At 64.2% G+C, this 23,574-nt stretch carries 16 protein-coding genes; 6 read left to right on the plus strand and 10 right to left on the minus strand.

From position 1 onward, the window contains the following. Window positions 1-93 precede the first annotated feature (93 nt). From P0Y59_14380 to P0Y59_14405, 6 genes are all read left to right on the plus strand, one after another. A complete protein-coding gene (locus P0Y59_14380; GenBank protein WEJ98130.1) occupies window positions 94-1,296 on the plus strand; it encodes a serine hydrolase in 1,203 nt (400 codons plus the stop codon). Between the two features lie 192 nt (window positions 1,297-1,488). Beyond that, entirely contained in the window at window positions 1,489-1,731 is a 243-nt protein-coding gene (locus P0Y59_14385; protein WEJ98131.1) for a flagellar biosynthetic protein FliQ, read from the plus strand. Window positions 1,732-1,742: 11 nt separating this feature from the next. Further along, window positions 1,743-2,498 (plus strand): flagellar biosynthetic protein FliR, encoded by a 756-nt coding sequence (locus P0Y59_14390; GenBank protein WEJ98132.1) that lies wholly within the window; start codon window positions 1,743-1,745, stop codon window positions 2,496-2,498. A 1-nt stretch (window position 2,499) separates the two neighbouring features. Beyond that, entirely contained in the window at window positions 2,500-3,597 is a 1,098-nt protein-coding gene (locus P0Y59_14395) for an EscU/YscU/HrcU family type III secretion system export apparatus switch protein (GenBank protein ID WEJ98133.1), read from the plus strand. Next, entirely contained in the window at window positions 3,594-5,624 is a 2,031-nt protein-coding gene (locus P0Y59_14400; GenBank protein ID WEJ98134.1) for a flagellar biosynthesis protein FlhA, read from the plus strand. The genes P0Y59_14395 and P0Y59_14400 overlap by 4 nt, the downstream gene beginning before the upstream one ends. A gap of 43 nt (window positions 5,625-5,667) precedes the next feature. Beyond that, window positions 5,668-6,801, plus strand: coding sequence for a tetratricopeptide repeat protein (locus P0Y59_14405; GenBank protein ID WEJ98135.1), 1,134 nt, complete (start codon window positions 5,668-5,670; stop codon window positions 6,799-6,801). Window positions 6,802-6,927: 126 nt separating this feature from the next. Here the strand turns inward: P0Y59_14405 and P0Y59_14410 are convergent, their stop codons facing one another. From P0Y59_14410 to P0Y59_14455, 10 genes are all read right to left on the minus strand, one after another. Beyond that, window positions 6,928-7,629: a hypothetical protein gene (locus tag P0Y59_14410; protein WEJ98136.1), complete on the minus strand. Its 702-nt coding sequence runs from the start codon at window positions 7,627-7,629 to the stop codon at window positions 6,928-6,930. Between the two features lie 23 nt (window positions 7,630-7,652). Continuing rightward, window positions 7,653-18,377 (minus strand): polymorphic toxin-type HINT domain-containing protein, encoded by a 10,725-nt coding sequence (locus P0Y59_14415; GenBank protein ID WEJ98137.1) that lies wholly within the window; start codon window positions 18,375-18,377, stop codon window positions 7,653-7,655. Between the two features lie 113 nt (window positions 18,378-18,490). Continuing rightward, window positions 18,491-18,835 carry a hypothetical protein gene (locus tag P0Y59_14420; protein WEJ98138.1) on the minus strand — a complete coding sequence of 115 codons (345 nt, stop codon included), beginning with the start codon at window positions 18,833-18,835 and terminating at the stop codon, window positions 18,491-18,493. Window positions 18,836-18,843: 8 nt separating this feature from the next. After that, window positions 18,844-19,413, minus strand: a complete 570-nt coding sequence (locus tag P0Y59_14425; GenBank protein WEJ98139.1) for a hypothetical protein — start codon at window positions 19,411-19,413, stop codon at window positions 18,844-18,846. Window positions 19,414-19,426: 13 nt separating this feature from the next. Next, window positions 19,427-20,161: a sigma-70 family RNA polymerase sigma factor gene (locus P0Y59_14430; GenBank protein WEJ98140.1), complete on the minus strand. Its 735-nt coding sequence runs from the start codon at window positions 20,159-20,161 to the stop codon at window positions 19,427-19,429. After that, window positions 20,158-20,868: a flagellar type III secretion system pore protein FliP gene (gene fliP / locus P0Y59_14435; protein WEJ98141.1), complete on the minus strand. Its 711-nt coding sequence runs from the start codon at window positions 20,866-20,868 to the stop codon at window positions 20,158-20,160. Before fliP ends, P0Y59_14430 begins: the two co-directional genes overlap by 4 nt. Then, entirely contained in the window at window positions 20,865-21,263 is a 399-nt protein-coding gene (locus P0Y59_14440) for a flagellar biosynthetic protein FliO (protein WEJ98142.1), read from the minus strand. The genes fliP and P0Y59_14440 overlap by 4 nt, the downstream gene beginning before the upstream one ends. After that, window positions 21,263-21,502 (minus strand): FliM/FliN family flagellar motor switch protein, encoded by a 240-nt coding sequence (locus tag P0Y59_14445; protein WEJ98143.1) that lies wholly within the window; start codon window positions 21,500-21,502, stop codon window positions 21,263-21,265. The genes P0Y59_14440 and P0Y59_14445 overlap by 1 nt, the downstream gene beginning before the upstream one ends. A 93-nt stretch (window positions 21,503-21,595) precedes the next feature. Then, entirely contained in the window at window positions 21,596-22,375 is a 780-nt protein-coding gene (locus tag P0Y59_14450) for a FliM/FliN family flagellar motor C-terminal domain-containing protein (protein WEJ98144.1), read from the minus strand. A gap of 18 nt (window positions 22,376-22,393) precedes the next feature. Beyond that, on the minus strand, window positions 22,394-23,572 hold the full coding sequence (locus P0Y59_14455; GenBank protein ID WEJ98145.1) for a flagellar hook-basal body complex protein: 1,179 nt from the start codon (window positions 23,570-23,572) through the stop codon (window positions 22,394-22,396). Window positions 23,573-23,574: the final 2 nt, after the last annotated feature.

Genomic DNA, 23,574 nt, shown 5'->3' on the forward strand with positions numbered 1-23,574 from the left:
CAATTGAAGTAGCTGCTCGGCGACTGATCCACTCCCCCGAGGAGAGAGAGGCCCATGCCCCAACGTTGGACTATCCTGCCATGTTGTGTCGCCATGCTGTCGCCTTCGCTGGCAGACGCGGGCAGTGTCGCGAACACCCGGATCGACATGCTGCGACGCTGCGTCGCCGCTCACGCGGAGAGGCTCGATTTCTCGGGCGCGATCCTGATATCGCGTGACGGCCAGACCATGACCTATGCGCGCGGCGAGATGCGGCCGGGCGGCGCGCCAATAACCATCGGGTCGCGCTTCAACATCGGTTCGGCGGGAAAGATGTTCACCGCCGTCGCGGTGGGCCAGCTTGTCGACACCGGCGAGGTCGAGCTCGACGCGCCGATCGGACGATATGTCGACGGGCTGACGCCTGGAGCCTCGGTGGTTACCGTTCGACAATTGCTGACGCACAGTTCTGGCCTGGGGAATTTCTTCACGCCCGACAATCTGGTCGCGATCGAGCGGGCACGCGACCTCGATGCGCTCAAGCCCCTGATCTCGGCCGAGGCCCCCGCCTTCACGCCCGGGTCGCGGTTCGCTTATTCGAACAGCGGATTCCTGCTGCTGGGCCTGATGATCGAACGCGTGTCCGGGCAGACCTATGGGGCCTATCTTGCAAGCCATGTGTTCGCACCAGCGGGCATGACGGCCACCAGCCTCGATCCGGACAATGGTGCGGCGCTCGCGCAAGGCATGACGGGCATGCGTCCACCGCCGCCCGGCGGCATGGCGCCTCCACAGGCGGGCGGACCGCCCAGGACCATGGGACCAGGCCCCGACGCCGGCCCCGGTAACCTGCCCCCTCCCCGCGATGGCGGGCGCCCCCCACCACCGGGAGGACCCCGACCGGATTCGGAGCTACGCCTTGCACGGGAAGCCGTTTTGCCCGGAAGCCCCGCGGGCGGTGCCTTCAGCACGGTCGGGGATCTTCAACGATTCTTTGTCGCCTTGCAGTCCGGACGACTGGTGAAAGCCGGGACAGCCCGCCTGCTCCGGGAGAAGCAGATCGTATCCGGCCCAGCGCGTGGAAGCCTGTCCGAGCTTGGTTACGGGCTTGGCTTCGGGACGAGCAGTTTCGAGGGACACAATTGGTTCGGCCATAACGGCGGCGCCCCCGGCCTGAATGCCGAAGCCGTGGTTTTTCCCGAAGACGGTGTGACCGTTTTCGTCCTGGCGAACCGCGACCCTCCCATGGCATCCGAGCTTCTGAGGGCGGCACGCGCCACGATATTCGCTGGGAAATGTCCCGACGTCCGGCCCTAGAAAAGCGCTCCGTCGCGCCGGCTCGTCAAGAGAATGAACCATCCCCCGAGGGATCCCCGCATATGATTGTCTTTCGAACGCTCAGCCCATATGTCCTAAAATGAGACGATCGGGGGCAGATCGACTCGGGGGCAATGCCTCAGTTGCGTATCGCGGGGGGATGAATTGGGGGCGGATCGTGCACTTGGCATATTGAACGATATGCTGTGGAATAGCCTGCTGGTGGCTGGTCCCGTGTTGATTGCCACCTTGCTGGTCGGCCTGCTGATCAGCGTGTTCCAGGTGACGACCCAGCTCCAGGAAATCACCCTGAGCTATGTGCCGAAGATCCTGGTCGCGGCATTCCTGCTGATCGCGATCGGGCCATGGATGATGGGCCGGGTCACCCAGTTCGCCATTTCGCTGTACCAGATCATTCCATCGCTCGCCGGCTGATCGGCGGGACGATGGAGGACCTGACCGACCAGGCGATCGCGATCCTGCTGGTGTCGTTGCGGATTGCGCCGACCCTTGCCTTCGCGCCGCCTTTCACCCTGATCCGAGTTCCCGCCACCATCCGCGTGATGCTGGGTATCGCGCTGGCGGGCTGGCTGGTGTCGAGCCACCCGGCGGCGAGCTGGCAGGCGGATTTCTGGTCGCGCGGCCTGTTCCTGACGGTGATCGGCGAGCTGCTGCTGGGCATCGCGCTGGCGCTTTCGCTTCAGCTGGCGTTTGCGGCGTTGCTCACCGCCGGGCGCGCGATCGACATCCAGGCCGGGTTCGGGCTTGCCGTGCTGATCGATCCCACCTCGCGATCTCAATTGCCTCTGGTCGGCACCCTGTTCGCCTATGCCGCGGGCGCGGTGTTCTTCGCCACCGAAGGGCCGGCCGACCTGCTCGCCATCTGGTCGGAGTCGCTCGACCGGGTACCGCTGGGCAGTGCCGGCATCGGCGGCGACGTGACGGTGCTGACCGCTTATATCTCGGGCGTGTTCGTGATGGCCTTCGGGCTTGGCGGGCTGATCATGCTGGCGCTGTTCCTCGCCGACATCGCCGTCGCCTTCCTGTCGCGCACCCTGCCGCAGATGAACGTGATGCTGCTTGGCTTTCAGGTGAAGGCGATCGCCACGCTGGCCGTCCTGCCAGTCGCGATCGGCGTGTCGGGCACGCTGTTCCTGCGCATGCTGCGCTACGCGCTCGAAACCGCGCCGCGCCTGATCTGACATGGCCGAGGCGTCGCAGGACCAGGACAAGAGCGAGGAGGCAAGCCCCTACAAGCTCGCCCGCGCCCGCGAAAAGGGCCAGGTGGCGCGCGGCGTCGACCTCAGCTTCTTCGCCGGTCTGATCGCGCTTGCCGGTTTCCTGAGCGTCGCCGGCGAGGCGATGATCGGGCACCTGGCGATGATGATGCGACGGGCGCTCGCCGCCGGCATCTCGACGGCAAGCGATCCGCAACAGGCGCTCGGCGTGGTCGCCACTTCCTATGGCGCGGCATTGCGCCCGGTCCTGCTGTTCGGCGGCACGATCCTGGCGGTCGTCGCCTTGTTCGAGATCATCCAGCTGCGCGGTTTCGTGTTCAGCGCGCATCCGCTCAAGCCTGATTTCAGCCGGATCAACCCGGCCAAGGGGCTGAAGCGGCTCTTCTCGATGCGCCTGCTGAAGGAAGCGCTGAAGAGCGTCATCAAGATGGCGGTATATACGACGGTTGCGTATCTGCTGATCCGATCGGCCGTGAACGGCGCCGGGCTGGCGGTCAGCGACGCGGCCAGCCTGAGCGGCGCGATGCACGAAGCCGGCATGCGCATGCTGTGGGTCTTTGCCGGCCTCGCCTTCTTCTTCGCGATCCTCGACCAGATCCTGACGCGCGGCGAGTTCCGCAAGCAGATGCGCATGAGCCGGCGCGAGGTGACGCGCGAAGGCAAGGAGCGCGAGGGCGATCCGCGGCTGAAGCGCAAGCGCAAGCAGCTCCATGCCGAATTCGCCCAGCGCTCGGCAGGGCTCGGCGCGCTGCCGGGGTCGGACATGCTGGTGGTCAATCCGCAACATGTCGCGGTGGCCCTTGCCTATGACCGGGCGAAATCCGGCGCGCCGGTGGTCCTGGCGAAGGGCCGCAACCTCCATGCGCAGATCATGAAGCGCCGCGCCCGCCAGCTGAACATTCCGATCTTCGAAAGCCCGCCGCTCGCGCGCGCGCTGTTCGCCGAGTGCGAGGTCGGCAGCGAGATCGGCGGCAGCCACTATCACGCCGTCGCCGACCTGTATTTCAAGCTTGCCCCCGACCCTGCCCAAACGGCCGATACGAAGCCCGAGGATTTGCCATGATCAACCGCATTCTCCGCAACAACAAGGATCTGGCGCTGGTCACCGCCATGATCCTGATCCTGGTGATCCTGTTCTCGCCGATCCCGCCGGCGATCCTCGATCTGGCGATCATCGCCAATTTCGGGCTTGGCCTGACGATCCTGCTGCTGACCTTCTATGTCGGCAAGCCGGTCGAATTCTCGACCTTTCCGTCGCTGCTGCTGGTCGCGACCCTGTATCGCCTGTCGCTGAACGTCGCCGCGACACGCCTGATCCTGACCGGGGGCAGCGCGGGCGAGGTGATCGGATCGATCGGCACCTTCGCGGTCCAGGGCAATTTCGTCATCGGCCTGGTCGTGTTCCTGATCCTGGTCGTGGTGCAATATGTCGTGGTGACGTCGGGCGCGCAGCGCGTGTCCGAAGTGGCGGCGCGCTTCACGCTGGATTCGATGCCCGGCCAGCAGATGAGCATCGACGCCGATCTCAACATGGGCCTGATCGACCAGAAGGAAGCGGTCAGGCGGCGCGAGGAGCTTGAGAAGGAAGCGAGCTTCTACGGCGCGATGGACGGCGCGAGCAAGTTCGTGAAAGGCGACGCGATCGCCGGGATCATCATCCTGCTGATCAACATCATCGCCGGATGGATCGTCGGCGTGATGCAGATGGAAATGGACTGGGCGCAGGCGCTTGCCCATTTCACCCTGCTGACGATCGGCGATGGCATCGCCACGCAGTTGCCGGCCCTGATCATCTCGATCGCAACCGGCATCATCGTCACGCGCTCCTCCGCCGACAAGGAGCTGAGCACCGAGGTGTTCCGCCAGCTCGCCTCGGTGCCGCGCATTCCGCTGATCGTGGCGGGCGTGCTGATGGTCCTGCTGCTGCTGCCGGGCATGCCGAAATGGCCGATCGCGGTAATCATCGGCCTGTCGCTGTTCGGCTGGTACCGCGCCCGCCGCGCCGCCGCCGAGGCGCGCGCTGAAAGCGAGGTGATCGCCGAGGACGCCGGGGAGATGGTCGCTTCAGGGGCGGCCCCGCCGCTCGAGGTCCGGCTCGGCAGCGAACTGGGCGAGGCGTGGCGCAGCGAGGAGCCGATCATCATGGATCGCATCGCCAGCCTGCGCCGCCTGCACGAACAGGAATATGGCATCGGCTTCCCGGCGGTGCGCGTGATCGACGGGCCCGGCCTGGGCAGCCTTGAATATGAAATCCGCCTGTTCGGATCGCGCTTCGCGCTGGCCGAGGTGCATCCCGAACGCCTGCTCGCGATCCACCCGACCGACAGGAAGACCGCGATCGACGGGATCGAAACCTATGATCCCGCCTTCGGCCTGCCGGCGTCGTGGATCGAGCAGTCTCAGGCCGGCGAAGCCCGCGAAACAGGCCTGCGCGTGATCGATCCGGTGACGGTGCTGATCACCCATTTCGGCGAGATCGTGCGCAGCGAGATGGCGACGCTCGTCACCCGTTCGGTGATCGTCAAGATGCTTGAAGACGCCCGGTCAAACCAGCCAGGGCTGGTCGAGGAACTGATCCCCAACGCGCTTGCCGTATCGGACGTGCAGCGTATCGTGCAGAACCTGCTGTCCGAAGGTGTTTCGGTGGCCAATTTCGACCTGATCCTCGAACATCTGCTCGACCTGGCCCGCACGCAGAAGGAACCCTCCGAACTGACCGAGCAGATCCGCCAGCGGCTGAGCTACGCGATCTGCCACCAGTTGCGCGGCAAGCATCAGGACCTCGCGGTGCTGAGCCTCGATCCGCGGATCGAGAACCAGATTTCCGCCAATGTCGCCCAGGCCGGCGCGCAGGGGACATTGCTGGTCGAGCCCCGGCTGGCCGAACAGCTCATCCGTAAATTGTCCTCGATGGTCGAGGCGATGCACCATGACGGCCGCGCGCCGGTGCTGCTGTGCGGGCCGGAGCTGCGCCGGCACCTGAAGGCCTTCACCAAGCGCAGCATCCCGAAGCTCGCGGTCCTGTCGGTCAATGAAATCCCGATGCGGATCAACCTGCGTTCCTTCGACGTCGTGAAGGTCGAGGCATGACGCCGCACAATCCCGAGAAAGCCAGCCCCGAGAAAGGCCGATGATGAACGATCCCGCAAGCCCCGCCACGACCAGCCGGCTGGAGAGATTGCTGGCGCTGCTGGAGACCGATCCGGGCAATTTGCCGTTGCTCGCCGACACGGCCGAAGCGGCGCTTGACGAGCGGCAGCCGGAAACCACGGCCGCGCTGCTGGCGCGCTATGCCGCGATCGCACCGCTTGGCCCGCGCGAGACCAACCTGGCCGGCATCGCGGCGTTGCAGGTGCACGACTTCGGCGCTGCGGCTGACGCCTTCGGCAGGCTGTTCGACGGCGGCGCCGACGATGCGGCGGTGCGCTTCAACCTCGCCTGGGCGCGCGCGAACCTGAAGGAGTTCACCGCCGCGCTCGACGTGCTTGACGACGACAGCGCCCGCGCCCTGCCGCAGGCGGCGATGCTGCGGGTGCAGTTGATGCACGAGACGGGTGACTTCGACGGCGCCGGCGATGCAGCGCGGGCCTATGTCGCGCTCCACCCGGAGCATCGTGGCCTGATGGCGGCTGTCTCGGTGCTGGCGCTCGACATCGAGGACGAGGCGCTGGCGGCGGAGTGCGCGGCCAAGGCAGGCGACCATCCGGATGCGCTCACCACGCGCGGCACGCTGGCGCTCGCCGACGAGCATGCGACCGACGCGCTCGTGCTGTTCGAGCGGGCGCTGGCCGCCAACGGGGAATCGCCCCGCGCCTGGATCGGGCTCGGCCTCGCCAAACTGCTGACCGGCAAGGCGGGCGATGCACCGGCCGATATCGATCGCGGCGCTGAACTGTTCGGCCACCATCTGGGATCATGGATCGCGGCTGGCTGGGCCTATTTCGTCAACAACGACCTGGTCACCAGCCGAGCGAGATTCGAGACAGCGCTGGCGATCGACCCGACCTTCGCGGAGACGCACGGGTCGCTGGCGGTGCTCGATATCCTGGCCGGCGACCTGGAACAGGCCAAGACGAAGAGCGACGTGGCGCTCCGCCTCGACCGGCAATGCTATTCGGCTGCCCTGGCCAAGTCGCTGCTCGCGGCGAGCGGCGGCGACCAGGAGACCGCGCGACGCATCTTCGAACGCGCCGCGAACACGCCGATCGACGGCAGCGGCCGGACGATCGGCCAGGCACTGGCGAAGATGGGCATGGGGATCGGGTGACAGACTGGCGACAGCCACATCATGCTCGTTCAGGTCGCGATATTCAGACGCAAGCGGCGTCCAGCATCAAAGGCATGTCCCCTCGACGGGAGGCTGGCAGCATGGCGGATGTAGCTATCCGCCGCCTCACGCTATGGCGTCGGCCCATCCGTTGGCGGTGTTTACCACCCACCAGCCAGCGAAATTGCTGTTCCATATGCCCTGCACCTCGACTGTTCTAAAGTCGTCGCGGGCGGGAATGTCATAGGCGTTCGTGAGACCGTCATAGAAGTCGAGACAGATCGGCACGAGTTCGCCCTGACGCGGTTTCATGACGACCACCCTCCCCGCCGCCGGCATCTTGAGACGAGCGTCCTCGGCATCATCGTCGATCGCCCAAAGGAAGTCGGGTCGGCGCAGGATCAGCGCATCGCCCAATATAATGGACAGGTCGCCGATGATGCTGAGCACTACCGTGGCGGCGGCATTGGGCGCCTTGCGCATGGCTCTCAGCCCGGCTGCATCGTCCCGCCCGACTATATCTTCGTGGCTTCCACCTAGCCCGAGCTTGCCGAACAACGCGGCCAACCCGCCTTCCCGCACCCGGATCGTGGCGATATCCTTGCGCCACCATCGTTCGATCCGGTGCATTGCGGCCACGGCATCCCCGTCGGGCGCGGACAGCGCGGCGAGCGCATCGGCGATGGCGGGAAAACGCGTCGCGAAATACCGGGCCCGTTCCGCCTTGCCCGCCACGAACGCATCGAACAACCGCCCGCGTTCAGCACGCGGAATACGCCGCGGCGCTTCGAAGAACGGATAGTCCCAGGTTTCATAGTTCTTGATCATGGGGCAGCGTTTCCGCTCTCTTGTCAGCGCAACGCATCATAGGTGGCCCGGGCTCCCACGTCACCTCCTATGCCACCCGCTATGCCGCCAATAACGCCACCAACGATTCCCCCAACCACCGTGCCGACGCCGGGGACGACCGACCCGATCGCGGCACCGAGCGCGGCACCGGCCCATGCTCCACCAGCCCCGCCGATCGTGCCGCCCGCCACGCCGGCGGAGGCGCGCTGCGTCCGTACGCCGAACCGGCCACCATCATCCCGATAGGCGCCGTAGATTTCGGCGGCGTCCATCGCCCACCCGACCGGGCGCGCGACACGCCCCAGGACGTCGACCACGACACCAGCGCGGCGCACATAACCATTGGCAACGATTCGTCCGGCATCGAAATTGATCTGGCGCCCTATCTCGCTGCCATTGGTGCGATATCCAACCTTGGTTTCGACCTGAAGCGTGACGTTGTTCCGCGGGTGCCACCAACTCTGCCGCGAGAATTGCGAGTCGACGATACGACTGCCATTGCCGTTAATATCGATCTGACGTCCGTCGAAGGTGAAACCTCGGGACCGCGCGGACGCTTCGCTGTAGCGCTCGCCAGCAAGACCATTGGCCTGGTTGATGCTCTGGATCGTCCCGCCACTGCCGCGACCCGACGAGCCGGGTGGAACGACATTCTGCGTGTTCACGGTGATGCCAGCTGCCCGCAGGCGATCTGCCAGAGGACCGCTGGGACCTCCGCGCTGGGTAACCGCGCTCAGGTAGAAATCCCATTGGACCACGAGGCGCGGATTTTCGGTGAGAATTCTCCTGCCCGCGGCATCCAGACCCCAGCCCGCACCAGCAACCGCCGATCCCGCGCCCGGCCCGGTGTTCGAGGTCTGCTCGCGCGGAGCCTCCTGCACCTTTTCCACCGGTGGAGCCGGCGGCGGCTTCTGGCCGGCGACCATGGAATCGATGAAATTGTCCCAGTCCCGAAGATTCGCGGCATCGTTCGGCGCCGGATTGGCGGCAGCGGCGGCGGCGTAGGTTGCACGGCCTGCCCTTGCCTGTTCGATGGTGTCGACATGAACGACAACCGTTTCACGACATCCCTGGGCGCCAGCCGGGCAGTTGGCAACCACAACCGAGCCGGGAGGTGTCGACTGGTTGTGGACCCAGGCACCAATATCGCCGACGAAATAGGTGTGGTCCTGGTCTACCGCGAAATTGCATACCAGCGGTACCGGATGGGTACCGCCAACTGACTGGACCGTCAGGGCGCTGCCGTCGATCGCGACAAGCTCGTCACCGGGCTGCAGGTCGACCGCCGCAACCCACAGCCCGTTCCTGAAGAACGGATGCTCGATCGTCGCCAGGATCTCGTGCGTGATCCCGTTCGCGTCGAGCAAGGTGACGGTCAGGACCTTTTCCTGCTCGAAACGATATAGCTCCAGCACCTGCCGGCGGTGCACGCCTTCGGATCGATTCGCCTCGTCGCGAGCGAAGACCCAGTCGCCCACCTTGATTTCTTCGATGGCGATCAGGCCGCGCGGCGTGTGCACCGGCGTTCCCAGGACGAAACACGCGCCGCGGATTGAAGCCATGCCATCGCTGTTGGAAATCGCGGGGCTGCCCACGATCCCGTGGACGAGCATATTGCCGATCGTCTGGCCGATGACGTCAGGCAAGGCGGCAATCAGGTTATCGCCGAAATCGGTTCCGCTCACGACCGATCTGGTCGCCGCATTCGCCAGCGCGCCGGCGGCATTGGCGCCAAGGTGGCTGAGATAATTGCCGATCGAGTTGTTGCCGCCCTTGCTGGTATCAAATCCCGGCAGGTCGCCACCGACCAGATTGGAGACTCCGCCGCCGATACCGGCCGCCGCGACCGCAGCGAAATCGAACTTCGACTGCAGACCAGTGGCGACGGCGATCCCCTGAGTCAGGCCGCTCGACAATACGCCGCGCGCGACACCGCTGACAAAGCCGTTACCGCCCAGAAGCTTGCCGAACTTGCCGAGCGAACTCAGCGTCTTGCCCAGCTTCGCTGCCTCTGTCGCCCCCTTCGCGAATTCTCCGATGCCGCCGCCGACAGCGCCGCCCAGCGCGGCCAGCGCCACACCCTTCCAGCTGAATTTCTCCTGGATACCAGTGGCGAGTCCGACCGCCTGGGAGACGATCGAGCCAGCGGCCCCAGCCACCGCGCCGCCAAGAATCGCTCCGCCGATCGCCGCGGCGCTCCCAGCAACGACAGTGCCCCCTCCCGCGAGCAGGCCCTGGAAGAATCCGACCGCCCCCGGCCCTACCCACGCGGCAACCGCGATCGCGACGACCGCGAGCAGGACCATGCCGAACACGCCACATTTGTTCTTCTTCGGCGCGGCTGGCCTTGGCGTGGTCGGGGATACGTCGCCAATCGCCTCGGAGGGATCATAAGGCTTGAAGGTATTGGCGTTATTGGTGGATTTGATCACACCGGTAGGCAGGGTCAGCGTCTGCCCCTCGACAAGGCCGCCCGCGCCGGACATGCCGTTGGCCTGGGCGATCTTGTACCAAAGCGAACTGTCGCCCCACAGGCTCTGCGCGATCGACGACAGGCTGTCACCCGCGCGCACCGTGTAGCTACCGCCGGCCGAGCCCTGCGAATAGCTGTTGATCGGATCGTAGCTGTTCGCGAAATCGGCATAGGACACGCCATAATTGTAGCCGCCGCGGAATGCCCCGGGGCTGCTCGGCGAAACCTGCTGCCGCTCGGCGATCGAGGTCGTGGTGGTGACGTCGCTGGTGCCGTTATTGCCGGTATAGCCAAGCTGACGGCCGTTGAAGCGATACCAGATCTCGTGCGGGTTGCCCTGGGCGCGCCAATCCTCTTCGTCGCGGCGAATGATCTGGCCTTCGGCGTTGGTCTTGAAGGTGATCGAGCGTGCCCGGCCGTCGGAGACGTAGATCGAGCTTAACTGGCCGAAGCCGTTATAATAGAAGCCGGTCGTATAGGTCGTCGACTGGCTGGTGTTCGGCTTGAAGCTGATGCTCGACTGCACCGCGCCGTCCCACCATTGGTAGGTGTTTACGGTCGAGGTGTCGGGCGCCTGCCCGTCGTTCCAGTTGCGGTAGTTCCGGGAATATGAACTGACGACGCTGCCCAGCGCATAATTGGTGCCATAGCCATAATCATAGGTAGTGATGGACTGATAGGTATAGCCGTCGTATTTCTTGGTCGAGGTGCTGTCCGACGTCAGCTGCCCCTTGTTGTTGTACCCTGCAGTCCGACTATAGATGACGGTTGTGCCATTATAGTCATAGTCGCTCTGCGATATCTGGCGACCCATCAGATCGTAACCAAAGCTCGAACGCCTGGTGCCCGCTACCGGCGCGGCGGGAACGCTGGCCGGAGGCGTGGTCAGGCCCGTGTAATAGTCATATTCCTCATAGACGACGCCCCCGGTCGAGACCTGCACTTCCGACAGGCGACCGGCACCATCATAAAGATAGGTTTCACGATTTTCGTAATAATAGCCGGGATTATAATAACCATATTCATAGTCGTAATAACCGGCACCATATTCGGTCTTGAGGATTGCGACACGATCACCGGCCGCGTTGTACAGGATATCCTGCCCGCCGGCTTCGCCCCGCACGATCTGGCCTCCGCGCAGGGTTCCCTTGTCGGTGACGAGGCGGTTCAGGGCATCATAACGGAACCAGTAATCACTGGTCACCGGACCCGACGCCACACCGTGCCGGTCGAGCATGCGATACGTCGCGGTGGTACGGCGGACATTGCCGTTCGCGTCATAGCTATAGCTGATGTTTGCCGCCGGTGAGTAGGTTGTTCCCGCCTCCTGGAACGTCGTCATCCGGCCAAGCGAATCATATCCGACCGTAACGTCGGTCAGTGTCGCGGCGGTGGCGTAATAGCTCTCATCGACCCAATATTCCCCGTAATTCCCCCAGGGATCATATGGATCGCCATAATATTCATAATGACCTTCGGTATAATATCCCGCTTCCTCGGACTGCTGTTCCCGGACACGCTGGCCAAGCTGGTCGTAGCCATAGACAGCGACCGTACGCGACCAGTTGGTATTGACCTGCGGCGTGAGCGTGCCGACGACGGTCTGGGCGAGCTGCCCGGTATTGAAATAGCTGAAATAGGTCGAAAGCCCGCCCATCGAGGTCTGCGTCATGCGGCCGGAAACGTCGTAGGTGTAGGTCCAGGCGTGGCCGCCGAGATCGGTCTTGGCAGTGGTCCGGCCGAAGACGTCGCTGGTTTCGACCGAGGTCTTGCCATTGACGTAGGTGGTCGTCTGAACCCACCCGCCGGTCGTGCCGACGGCGGTGCCGATGCCGGCATTCCAGACATAGCCGACCGTGGTCAAATCGCCGCCGAAAGCCAGTTGACTGATCACCCGGCCGGAACTGTCATATTCCGTCAGCGCCTTTTCGGGCGTGTACCCGATGATCGGGGTGTAATATTCGTAATGCCCCTGGCCGGTATAATAGCCGTAATAGGGATCATAGTCTTCGACCCAATACTCCTCCGTCGGGCCATAGATCGGTGTCTGGAACTGATTGTTCCATGCCTGGATACGCTGCCCAAGACCGTCATACGCGTAGTTCTCGACCAGGCCGCCCGCCCGCGAGACCTGGATCGCCCGACCCATCGCGTCATAGTCCTGCGTCGTGACGCGGCCCACCTGATCGGTGAGGCGACGTGCATCGCCATGGATGTCATAGCTGGTCGTAGCGGTGCCGCCATCCGCCGCGACGGTCGCCACGACCAGCGCCTCACCACCGCCATAGCCGGTGCCGGCGAGCAGGCTGCGCCGCAAGAGGTTGCCGTTGGCGTCACGGCTGCCGGTCAGGCGCCCGCTCAGGTCGTAATAATAATATTCGGTCGGTCGCAGGCTGGACGTCGTGCCGTTTTCCAGCGTGACATTGACGTAGGGGCTCTCCGTCTTCACCAGCCGGCCCATATTATTGTAGCTATAGGTAAGCGTCGCGCCGATGGCGTTGGTCTCGCTCGCCACATCGCCGAACGCATTGTAGGTGCGGTAGGTGTTCAGTTCGTTGACCGCACCGCCGGCGGCGTTGAGTTGGCGCCCCTCTTCCTTCACCTGCACCGCCATGTTGCGCTTGTCGTACAGCGTATAAGTGGCATTGACGGTCGCCTGAGGGATCAGCGAGAGCGCTCCAGTGAAACTCTGTCCCGCGAGGCTGGTACCCGCCGAGGTGATCGCAACCGTCTGGTTTCCGTTCCTGTCGTAACCGAAGAACTTCCAAACCCCGTCGCCGGCATTGGTTGCGGTCAGGCGGCCGGCATTGTCGTAGAGATTCTCGCTCTGCCACACGCCGTGCGCGCCCTGCTTCCAGACGTCGCCGAAGTTATTGTATTGCGTCTCGCTGTAATCGACGACGGTGAAGCCGGCTCCGTCGAGCTTCGCTACCCCCTGGTAGATGGTCCGCCCGGCCAGGTCGTACCGCGTGGCGATCGCGTCGGTAACGGTCCCGCCAGCCGCGGTCGCGCGGGTATAGCTCTCCTTCTTGACCCGGCCCATAATGTCATAGGCGTAGGAACGGGTGAAACCGGAGGCGTCAGTCATGCTGGAGAGACGTCCGCCAGCGCCATAGCTGTACGTGGTGACGCGTGCAGCGGCACCCGTCGCGCCCGACTGAACCGTGCGCGAAAGATTGCCGAGGCCATCATAGAGATATTGCGTGGTCGGCGAGACGCTCTGGCCGTTGAAATCGACAAAGGCGGCACGGGTCTCGGTCGAAAGCCGTCCGGCACCATCATAGAGATAGTTGGTCTGGTCGCCGGTCGCCTCGGTCTTGCGAATGACCTGGCCGAGACCATTATAGAGATAGCTGATCGTTGCGGTGCTGAAGCCGGCGGTCGTGGTCGCGGCGCCCGATACCAACACCTCGCGCAGCGAATAGCGCGTCTCGCTCAGGCGATTGCCGTTCCTGTCATAGGTAAAGGTGGTATAGCGATCATCGTCGTTATAGCCGGCGGACGCGACCAGCCCTGACACCGCAGCATTCTGATCGAGCGTGACCGGAGATCCGCTCTGCGTGTTGATGCGGTTGGCGAAACGCATCTCCGCCACGACATTGCCGTCCGGATCATAGGTCCAGGTGGTCAGCGCCTTCTCGGCATCGACCTTTGCCAGCTTCCGGCCGAGCTTGTCGTAATAGGAATAGGTGATGCCGCCGTTGGGATCGGTTACCTTCACGACATTGCCGTTGGCGTCATAGACATAGGTCGTGACAAGGTTGGCTGCGGCATAGCCGGTCGCCTGCGTACCGACGACGACGTTCGAGACCTGACTGGTGCTCAGGCGGTTGAGATTGTCGTAGGTGAAACTGGTTTCGCGATAACCACCGGACGGCACGCCGGGCGGTGTCGCCGTGACGGTAGCCGGCAAGGCGATTGATCCAGCATATACGCGGGTCAGCGTGACATTGCCGTTCGCGTCATAGGCGTAGGTCGAATAGGTATTGCCACTGGCCGAGGTCTGACGAATCTCCACCGTCTTGCGATTGAGATCGTCATAATAAAGCAGGGTACGCGCACCGCCGGCATCGATCGTTTCGATGATGTTGCCACGCCCGTCGTACTTGATCTGCTCATTCGGTGCGGCGGGCGTAGTCACAGTGACCAGGTCATCGCCAATGACGCTCACCTGATCGCCGCGCGTCTCGATCAGGCGATCGCTCTTGTCATAGATGTAGAGCGTGGTGCGCTTGTAGGAGAGATTGTCCGCTTCGACGAGTTTGGTGCGGTTGCCACGCGCGTCATATTCGAAGCGATTGACGATGGTCGCGCTGACCACATTGCCGGCATTGTCATACGTCGCCATCGGCAACGTTTCGCTCAGCATCAACCCGCGGCGGTCGAAACTATAGTTGGTGACGGCGCCGGCCGCGACCGAACCGGTCGCGGACTTGGCGGTGGCCGAAATACGATCCCCGAACGCATTATAGCTGTAGGATGCATAGAAGCCGAGCGCGTCGGTCGAGGTCAGAACGCGGCCAAGCTTGTCATAGGCGAAGCTGGTGGTCGCATCTTCGACAGCATTTGCGGCGACTGAGGGCGGCGTACCGATCGCCGCCGTACCGGCGACCGGGTTGAAGTAGCGCGTTACTGAGGCGACCTCACCAAACACGTTGTAGCTGGTCTTCGTCAGATAGTTCTCGGCGTCGCGAGCATGAGTCATGCGGCCGAGACTGTCGTACCAGTTGCAACTGACGGCGCCGCGTGGGTCGGTCGTCTTCCAGACCTCGCCAAAGGCGTTGTATTCGAAAGCACTTACGCCGCCCAAGGCATCGGTCTGCGTCTTGAGCTGCCCGACCTTGTCGAATGTGTAGGTGGTGGTGATCGCGCGTGCGTCGATCATCGAGATACGATTGCCTAGGCCATCATAGGCGAAACCGACCGCCGAGACCTCGGGTGTTCCGACACCACGTACTTCTGAGATCAGCCGCCCGGTCGCGTCATAATTATAAGCGGTGAGCGCCTGATCGGGGGTATTGTAGGCGTCGTAGCGCGCGTTGAGCAGGCCGTTGGCAAGATAGTCGTACAGCGTGGCGACGCCATACGCATCATATTCCATGAACACATTGCCATTGGGATGATATGTGTAGGTACGTCCGGTATAGGTGCCGGTGGCAAGTGCCTGGACCTGAGCCAGCGTGGTTGCGTCGCTGACGGCAATCTTCGCGTCCCAGCTCTTCACCGCCACCGTCTGGCCGATTGCGTTAAACTCGCTGGCCGTGACATAGCCTTCGGGATCGACGGTGAAGCGCGCTTCGCCCCGCGCGGTGTACCAGGTACGGGTGATGCGATTGTCGGCATTGCCGATGTTCGTGGTGTTGAAGCTGGTCATGTCGCTGAGCAGCGGCAATGACGGGGTCGCACGCCTGGTGGCGTACTGAACCGCGCGAACGACCTGCCCCATGGTGTCATAGCCAAAGCCGGTGACGCCGCCATCGGCGTCGATTCCGTACGCAAGCCGACCGGCAGCGTCGTAAACCGACCAGGTCGTACGGTTCGCCGCGTTGCTCACCTGCCCGGCAAGCAGTGCCTTCACATTGTCATAGGTATAGTCGGCCGTTGCGCCCATCGCGACGGCAAATCGCGTCCAACTGGTCTGCTGCCCCGCGATGTTATAGCTGTACGACGTGGCCTGGTTGAGTCCGTCCAGCGCGTATCGCAGCAGGCCCTGGCCGTCATAGACATAGCGGACGCGGCGGTCGTCGGCCGATACGGTGACGCTGCTGAGCAGGTCGTTGAAGCTGCCGGCGGCGCGCTGGGCGACGGCGGTCGCATTGGCGAAGGACACGTCCTCCACCTTCTGCCCGGCCTTGTCGTAGATTACGCGGCTGAGATACCCCTCGCCATCGAGCGTGCCGAGCAGCCGCCCGTCGCGATCGTAGAAGGTGCGCGCGATGCTGTCCCTCGCGTCGGCCGTGGGCGTGGTCACCACGCTTGGTGGCGTGACCTTGTAGGCGGTGATCTGCGCCGCCGTCAGCTTGTTGAAATAACCGATGGTGGAAACAAGATTGCCGGCCTTGTCGTAGCCATAGGCCGTGACGCTGCCGTCGCCCGCGATCGCGGCGAGGACATTGCCTTCCTTGTCGTACACGGTCCAGGAACGCACGTCATTGGCGTGGTCGGCCGGGCGCATGGAGCTGAAATCGAACACCGCGTTCGGGTCCGACAGCGTGGTCATCTGCGCCGCGGTGAGCCTTGCGCCGTGGCGCCAGGTACCGACGAGACGGTTGCCGGCATCGTAGATATATTCGACGACGTCGCCATAGGCATTGGCCTCCGCGACCTTGCGGCCGGCCTTGTCGTAGATATGGAAAGTCTTGCTGCCGACCGCGTCAGTCGCCACGCGCAGGCGACCCAGCTTGTCATAGGCGTAGCTGGTGGTACCACCAGTGACCGCGCTGCCGCTATCGGTCTGGCTGATCAGGTCGCCCGACTTGTTATAGGTGTTGGTGGTGACGTAGCCGGAAGCAAGCGTGACCGTGGTGGTCGTCTGGGCATCGTCGAACACGAAGCTGGTGGTGCCGCCATTGACATCGGTCGAGGCGGTGAGCCGGCCCATGCCGTCATAGACGAACGTCTCGACAGCCTGTCCGCCGGCGTTGCGCTTGAGCAGGCGGCCCGCCTGATCATAGGTGACGAAGCTCTCGCTATAGCTTTCGTTCATCGACGCAGCGCCCGCCGTCGTGGCGTAACCGTAGCGGGTGGTCCCGGTCAGCGCGCCGCGCGCGTCGCTGGCGTAATAGGTGATCTTGATCGACTGCTTGTCGGCGATCGCCGCGCGCCAGCTGTCCATCGCCGCTTCGGTGACCGCGGTCGAGCCGATCGTGTAGGGATGTTCGGGGAATTCGAAGCTGTATTGCAGCTCGCCGGCCGGAGTGTAGCGATATTCGGTGACATAGCCTTCGCCGCTGACCGCGTAGCGCAGATGGTTCTCCGCATCATAGGCGTAGCGCGTGGTGATGCTGACCGCCGCCCCGCTGGCGTCCGTCGCTGTATGGGTTTCGGTGAGCAGCTGGTTCTTGCTGCCATAGGTCCGCGTGACGACGTTGTTGAGACGATCGGTCGCGCTCGTCAGGTTGCCGCCGACATAGGTGTAGGTCGAGGTGTTGCCGAACGCGTCGGTCACGCTGGTGAGGTCGCCGGTGGCGGCATCATAGCCGAACTGCACGATCTGCTGCGCTGCGCCGGCCGAGGCGGGCGGCGCCTTGATCCTGGTGAGATTGCCTGCCGCGTCGTAGGTCAACTCGGTGGTCTGGCCGCTCGCATCGAGGATGCTCGTGGTTTTGGTCGTGCTATTGTAGGTGAGTGTCGTAACGCGCGTGACGCCGCTTGCCGGCGTCTCGGTCAGCGACGAAACGCGACCCGATGCATCATAGAGAATGGAAAGGAGCGACCCGTCCTTCTGCGAGACGGAGTTGATCCGGCCGTTCGCGTCATACCCATAGGCGGTCCAATAGGATTGGGCGTCGGTCGGCAGCGTATTGTCGTCGGGCGTCAGGTCGGTGCGGACCTTGGTCAGCCGGCCGGACGTATATTCATACCAGGTACGGGTCAGCGTCTTGGCGGTCCCCGTCTGTAGATCGGTATAGCCAGTGACGATCTTCGAGATGTCGTTGCCGACCCAGCTATATTGAGTCCAGGCGCCGTCGGCGGTCGTTGCCTTGTCGAGCTTCGTGGTGCTGCCGACATAGGTGTAGGTGATCGCGTTGCCGTCGGTATCGCCCTGCCAGGTGATCCGGCCGCCGTTCAGGTCGTCATATTTCTCGACCTGCTGGGTATCGCCGTCAGTCCAGATCCATTCGTTGCCGACCTTGACGATCTGGTCATAAGCGCCGCTGCCGTCGGTGGTGACATAAGCGGTGCCGTTATAGGTGTAGGTGATGTCGCTGCCATCGGCGGACACCCGGTGCACGGTGCCAGCCGCGCTGTTGAAGTCGAAGACCCGGCGGTCGGTGCTCTGGCGCCATTTGTCGTTATTGTCGTCGGGCAGCGTCGCCTGGCTGTTATAAGTGCGCGAGATGGCGATGTCGGGGCCGCGGCCGACAAGGAACTCGTCCTGCCGGCTGATCATCAGATTGCCGTTCGCCGCGTTGACGAACACGCTGTCGCCACCGCGCCCGAGCGAGGACTGGCCGAGCAGCCCCCGGCTCCCCAGCGTCATTGCTGATCCGCGCTCGAAGCCCGTGCCCAATCCGGTAAAGATACCAGCCACCGCTGTTCCCCACATCTCTCCGCCGATGCAAGTTCATCGGTTCGGTGCGGGGGGATCAGGAAGAGTCCGGAGAAGTTTAGCGGAACTGCCGCCGCAATGGAGCCAATATCAAATCAGGTCTTTCCCAGTTGCTGGATGGCGCGATCGACCAGCGCGCGGCCTTGCTCGGACTCGCCGATGATGCGCAGCACGTCCCCAGCGATCGCCTCGAACGCCGGATCATTGCCGATCGCCTCGCCCAGCTGCTGAACCAGCAGCCCGCGCACCAGCGCCCGCCTGAGATCGTCGTCCGACAGCTCTTCCCGGCCGGCAAGCGCCCGCAGCCGCGCCATCGGTTCCGGCACGCCTGCACGCACTGGGGCCGGTTTTGCGGTACGGCCCGCGCGATCCTTGCCGAGGCGCGCAAGCTGTTCCTGCAGCAACAGCAGGACATGATCCGCATTGGTGATGCGCGTCATGCGGCCGCTCAGTTCGGGCGACGACCGGCGAACTGATCGAGCAGGAAGCTCGTCGCCGATGCGGCATCCCCATTCTCGTCCGATGCTGACGGCGGCGCGGTGCGTTGGATCGCGGTCACTTGGTCGATGATCAGCTGCATGTCGTTGTTGAGTGCCGGGTTCTCGTCATTGGCGGCGATGCCCTGGTTGAGCCGCTCGACCGTCGAGTCGAATTCGTCGCGGATCAGGTGAGTCAGGCCGCCCACGAAAAAGCGGAGATAATGCCCCTCCGGCATCAGCGCGATCGGCCCCCAGGTGGTCAGCGCATCGACCGCCTCGCCCGAAGTGAGCTGGAAGAAGCCGAGCTGGAAACGCGCGATGGCGAAGTCGGGCGCGATTTCCACCGCGCGCTTCAGCGACGCCAGCGCCTCGATCGGCCGGCCGATTCCGGCAAGCACCGATCCGCGCAGGAAATGCAGCCGGGGATCGTCCGGATGCGCGGCCATCAGCCGGTCGATCCGCGCGATCTCGTCGCGGTCGTCGGACGCGATCGCCGCCATCAGATCCTGCAGATCGGAATCGTTGCACAATGTGGTCATGTCTTCACCTCACTCATTCGATCGATCTCAAACGCTTGCGCAGCCGGTCCAGCGCGGCGCGGTGAAGCTGCGATACCCGCCCCCGGCTGATCCCCATCAAGTGCGCGACCTGCGCAAAAGGCAGGCCGTGGTCGTAATGCTGGCGGATCACGACTGCCTCGCTGTCGGGCAGGCGGGCGACCTCCGCCACCAGCATCGCCTGAGTCTCGCGCCAGGCCAGGCTGTCATAGCCATTGGGCCGGGGATCCGGCGACTGGTCGTTGCCGATCAGCCCGGTACCTTCGAGCATCAGACCGAGCGCGATGCCGACGGCGAGATCGGACAAAGCGACGAGCGCATCGCTATCCTCCCGCACGATCGAGCGCAACCGCTCCTGCTCGACGCGGTTCCGGTGGCTGGATTGCGCGCCGATCTCGCTCAGCGCGGCGATACCGTCGGCGATATTCCCGGAGATGCGGCGTCGGGCGAAAGCGCTGAAAGGCACGCCCCGCAGCGGATCGTAGCTGTCGAGCGCGTGCAGCAGGCCTTCGCAGGCGAACTGGTCGAAATCGCCGCGATCAGCCGGCCGGGCATTGCGCTGGCGGAACAGGCGCCCGGCGATGGTGCGGGCGAGCGCGAAATAGCGGTTGAACAGCGTCTCGCGGCAACGCGTGTCGTCCTCGAAGCGGAAACGCCGCCACAGCGACGCCTCCACCCGGTGCGGATCCACGACGAGCTCAAGCCCCGAACTGTCGCGCGCCTGCATCATTTGAAGCTGCCGAGCACTCCCTGGATGATGAGGCTCCAGCCGTCGATCAGCACGAACATGAGCAATTTGATCGGCAGCGATATGGTGGCCGGCGGCACCATCATCATGCCGAGAGCAAGCAGGATCGCCGAGACGACGAGGTCGATCAGCAGGAACGGCAGCAGGATGACGAACCCGATCGTGAACGACACGCGCAGTTCGTTGAGCATGAACGCCGGTGCGAGCTTGAGGATATCGACCTGATCGGGCCGTTCGGGTGGCGTGGCATGGGCGATGGCGTAGATCGCCTCGATGTCCGAATCGCGCGTCTGGGCGAGCATGAAATCGCGCAGCGGCGCGGTGCCGTTGGCCATCGCCTGCTCGACGGAGATCTTGTTCGAGAGCAGCGGCTGGATTGCGCCGGTGTTGAGCGCGCCGAGCGTGGGCGCCATGGTGAAGGCAGTGAGGAACAGCGCCAGGCTGACAAGGACCGGGTTGGGCGGCGTCTCCGGCATGCCGAAGGCGTGGCGCACCATCGACAGCACCACGACGATGCGGACGAAGCTTGTCATGCAGATCAGGATCGACGGGATCACCGCGAGCAAGGTCAGGATCAACGCGGTGCGCACCACGTCGGACGACAGGCCGAGGCCCTTGGTGGCCGCCAAGGCGGGCGTCGCCGCCAGCAGGGCGATGCCGGCAAGGACGATGAATGCGGCGCGCCTCATGCGGACGGTTTCTCGTCGACCGGGCATTCGCGCAGCACCTGCACGCTGCCCTGCTGCACGACCAGGAGATATTCGGTCTCGCGATGCTCCACGACGCAGATGTCGGCATGCGGGCTGAGGCGACGCGTCTCCACCACTCTGATCGCCCCCGCGCGCGGCTCGATGCGGGCGAACAGGGCGGCAAGGTCCATCTTACCGCTGCGCTGCCGGATCAGGAGGATCGCGAGGATGGCGATGATGATGCAGAAGATCAGCGAGACGATGATCCGTCCGAGCGAGATGTCGATCGCGCCGCCGCCGCCGAGACGCGGGCGTGCAGCCTCCTGCGCCAGGGCGACCGCGGGCAGGAGAAGCAGGGGAAGGACGGCGCCGCAGCGCCGGAACGCGCGTGACATCACGATGCGATTTCGGTCAGCCTGACTGCGAACTTGTCGCCCACCGCCACGAGCTCGCCCCGCGCCACGGCTGAACCGTTGAGACGAAGCTCGACCGCCGAATTGAGCGCCGCGTCGAGCGCGACGACCGAGCCCTGCTTCAATGCGGTGAGATCGCCGACGGTGATCCGGGCGTTGCCCAGAAAACCCTCGAGCGACACCTCGACTGCTTCGAGCAGCCTGGTGTCGATCTTGCGCACCGCATCCGGCGCCGTTGCAGGGCCTGCGCTCTGGGGACTCGTTTGCACCGCGGCCGTGCCGGGTTTGATCTTCTGCTCTGTCACGTGATGAAACTACCTGTTGAGGGGGGCGAGGAGATGGAGGTCGAGCCGGTCGCCCGAACGTTCGACAGTACATCGGCCAGCCGGTGCCGCGCCGCCGCCCAGCATGAGCCCCAGCGGCGCATCCAGCGCGGTATCGAACACCAGCACGTCGCCCTCGCTCAGGTCGGCGAAATCGGCGAGCGTCAGGGCACAGCGCCCGAGCAGCGCCGACAGCGAGACCTCCTGCGCGGCGAGGCCGGCGGCAAGCGGCGGCAGCGCGGCAGCTTTGGGTGTCGGCGGCAGGCCGGACTTGACCAGTGCGATCATCAGATCGGTACTGGCGACGATGCGCAGCAGCGCGCGCGAATCGACGCCGAGGCCGCAACCCCGCGGCTGCCCGATCTCCGGCGCGCCATCCCCGTCGAACGGCGTCCAGCGCGCCTCCGCGGGCAGGCGGAAGGCCTGCGCCACGCGGCGACACAGGTCGTCGAGACACGCGGAGGACAGGTCGGCGACGATCCGGGCATCGCCGTCGGTGGCCGCTTCGGCACCGGCGGGCGCCCCGAGCATCAGCCGGGCGAGCGCGGTACGCGCACCCGGTTGAACGGCGATGGCAAGATCATTGTCGAGCATCAGCCACTGCGCCTCGCCGGCGAGACTCGCCAGCGGGGCAACCACATCGAGCGGCCGCACGGTCGACCGCGCGAACCATTTCGACGACCATTGCCGCGCCATGTCGGCAAGGCCCTCGTCGATCGCCGATCGATCGAGCGCGCCGGGCGGCAGCCAGGAAATAGGGGTACGCTGCACAGGAATTTCCTAAAAACGTCAGCCCTGTCCGCGGATGCCGAACAGTTGCTGGATCATATCGTTGGTGACGCTGATGATCTGCGACGAGGCCTGGAAACCGCGCTGGATGAGGATGAGATCGCCGAATTCGCGCGACAGATCGACATTCGACGCCTCAAGCCGGCGCGAGAGCACCGTGCCGACGCGATCGTCTGTGCTGGTCAGCAACTGCCGCCCCGCATTGCCGCCGTCGGTGAACAGCCCGCCGCTCTTCTGCTTCAATGCCTGCGGATCGCGGAAATCCGCGAGCGCGATGGCGCCCAGCTGCACCTTCTGCTCGTTCGAATAGCCGACCTCGAGCTCACCCTTCTCGTTGACCGAGACCGAGGTGATCGTACCGAGTTTGTACCCGTCGACCGACGACGCGCGCAAAGACTGCGTCGTACCGCCGGAAAAGGACGTCACCGTGGTGAAATCAAGCACGACCGCCTGACTGTTGTTGCGGGTATCGGTGATCGTCAGCTTCGCGGTGCTCGGATCGACGATGCCGTTGATGAATTTCAGCGTGGCCGTGCCGACCGGATCGGTGCTGCCATCCCTGACCGTCACCGTCCACTCGCCGGTGGCAGTGGTGCTGCGATCAAGCTTGACCTGCCAGAGACGCTGGACACCGTTCTTGTCGACAACCTTGACGTCGTTCACGCTGAAGGTCGTCTGGTCGGAAGAAAGATTGTCCGAGAAAGTGATCTTGGTCGTCGCCTTGGGCACGCTGGTGCTCGACGTGTCGACCGACACGCTGACCGGGCGTCCCGATGCGTCGAGCATCGCAAGCCGGTACTCGGTACCGGTCAGCATGATGAAGCCGTCCTTGCCGACCTGGAAACTGCCGGTGCGGGTATAGGCCACCTCCTCCCCGCGCAGCAGCATCAGGAATCCGGCGCCATCGACCGACAGATCGAGGTCGCGTTCGGTCTGCCGCAACTCGCCCTGCTTGAGATCGATCCGCGTGCCGGCATTGGTCACGCCATGGCCGCCCGAGCCCCCGCTCGACGCATAGGACAGGCCGCCATTCCCCCGAATCCCGACCACGTCCTCGAACGAGACGGTCGACGACTTGAATCCCTGCGAATTCAGGTTCGACACATTGTTGCTGACCTGCTGAAGCCCCTTGGAATAGGCGTTCAGGCCGCTGAGCCCGATATAGATCGACCCGAACATTG

Source organism: Candidatus Sphingomonas phytovorans, assembly GCA_029202385.1.
Classification (GTDB): Bacteria; Pseudomonadota; Alphaproteobacteria; order Sphingomonadales; family Sphingomonadaceae; genus Sphingomonas; species Sphingomonas phytovorans.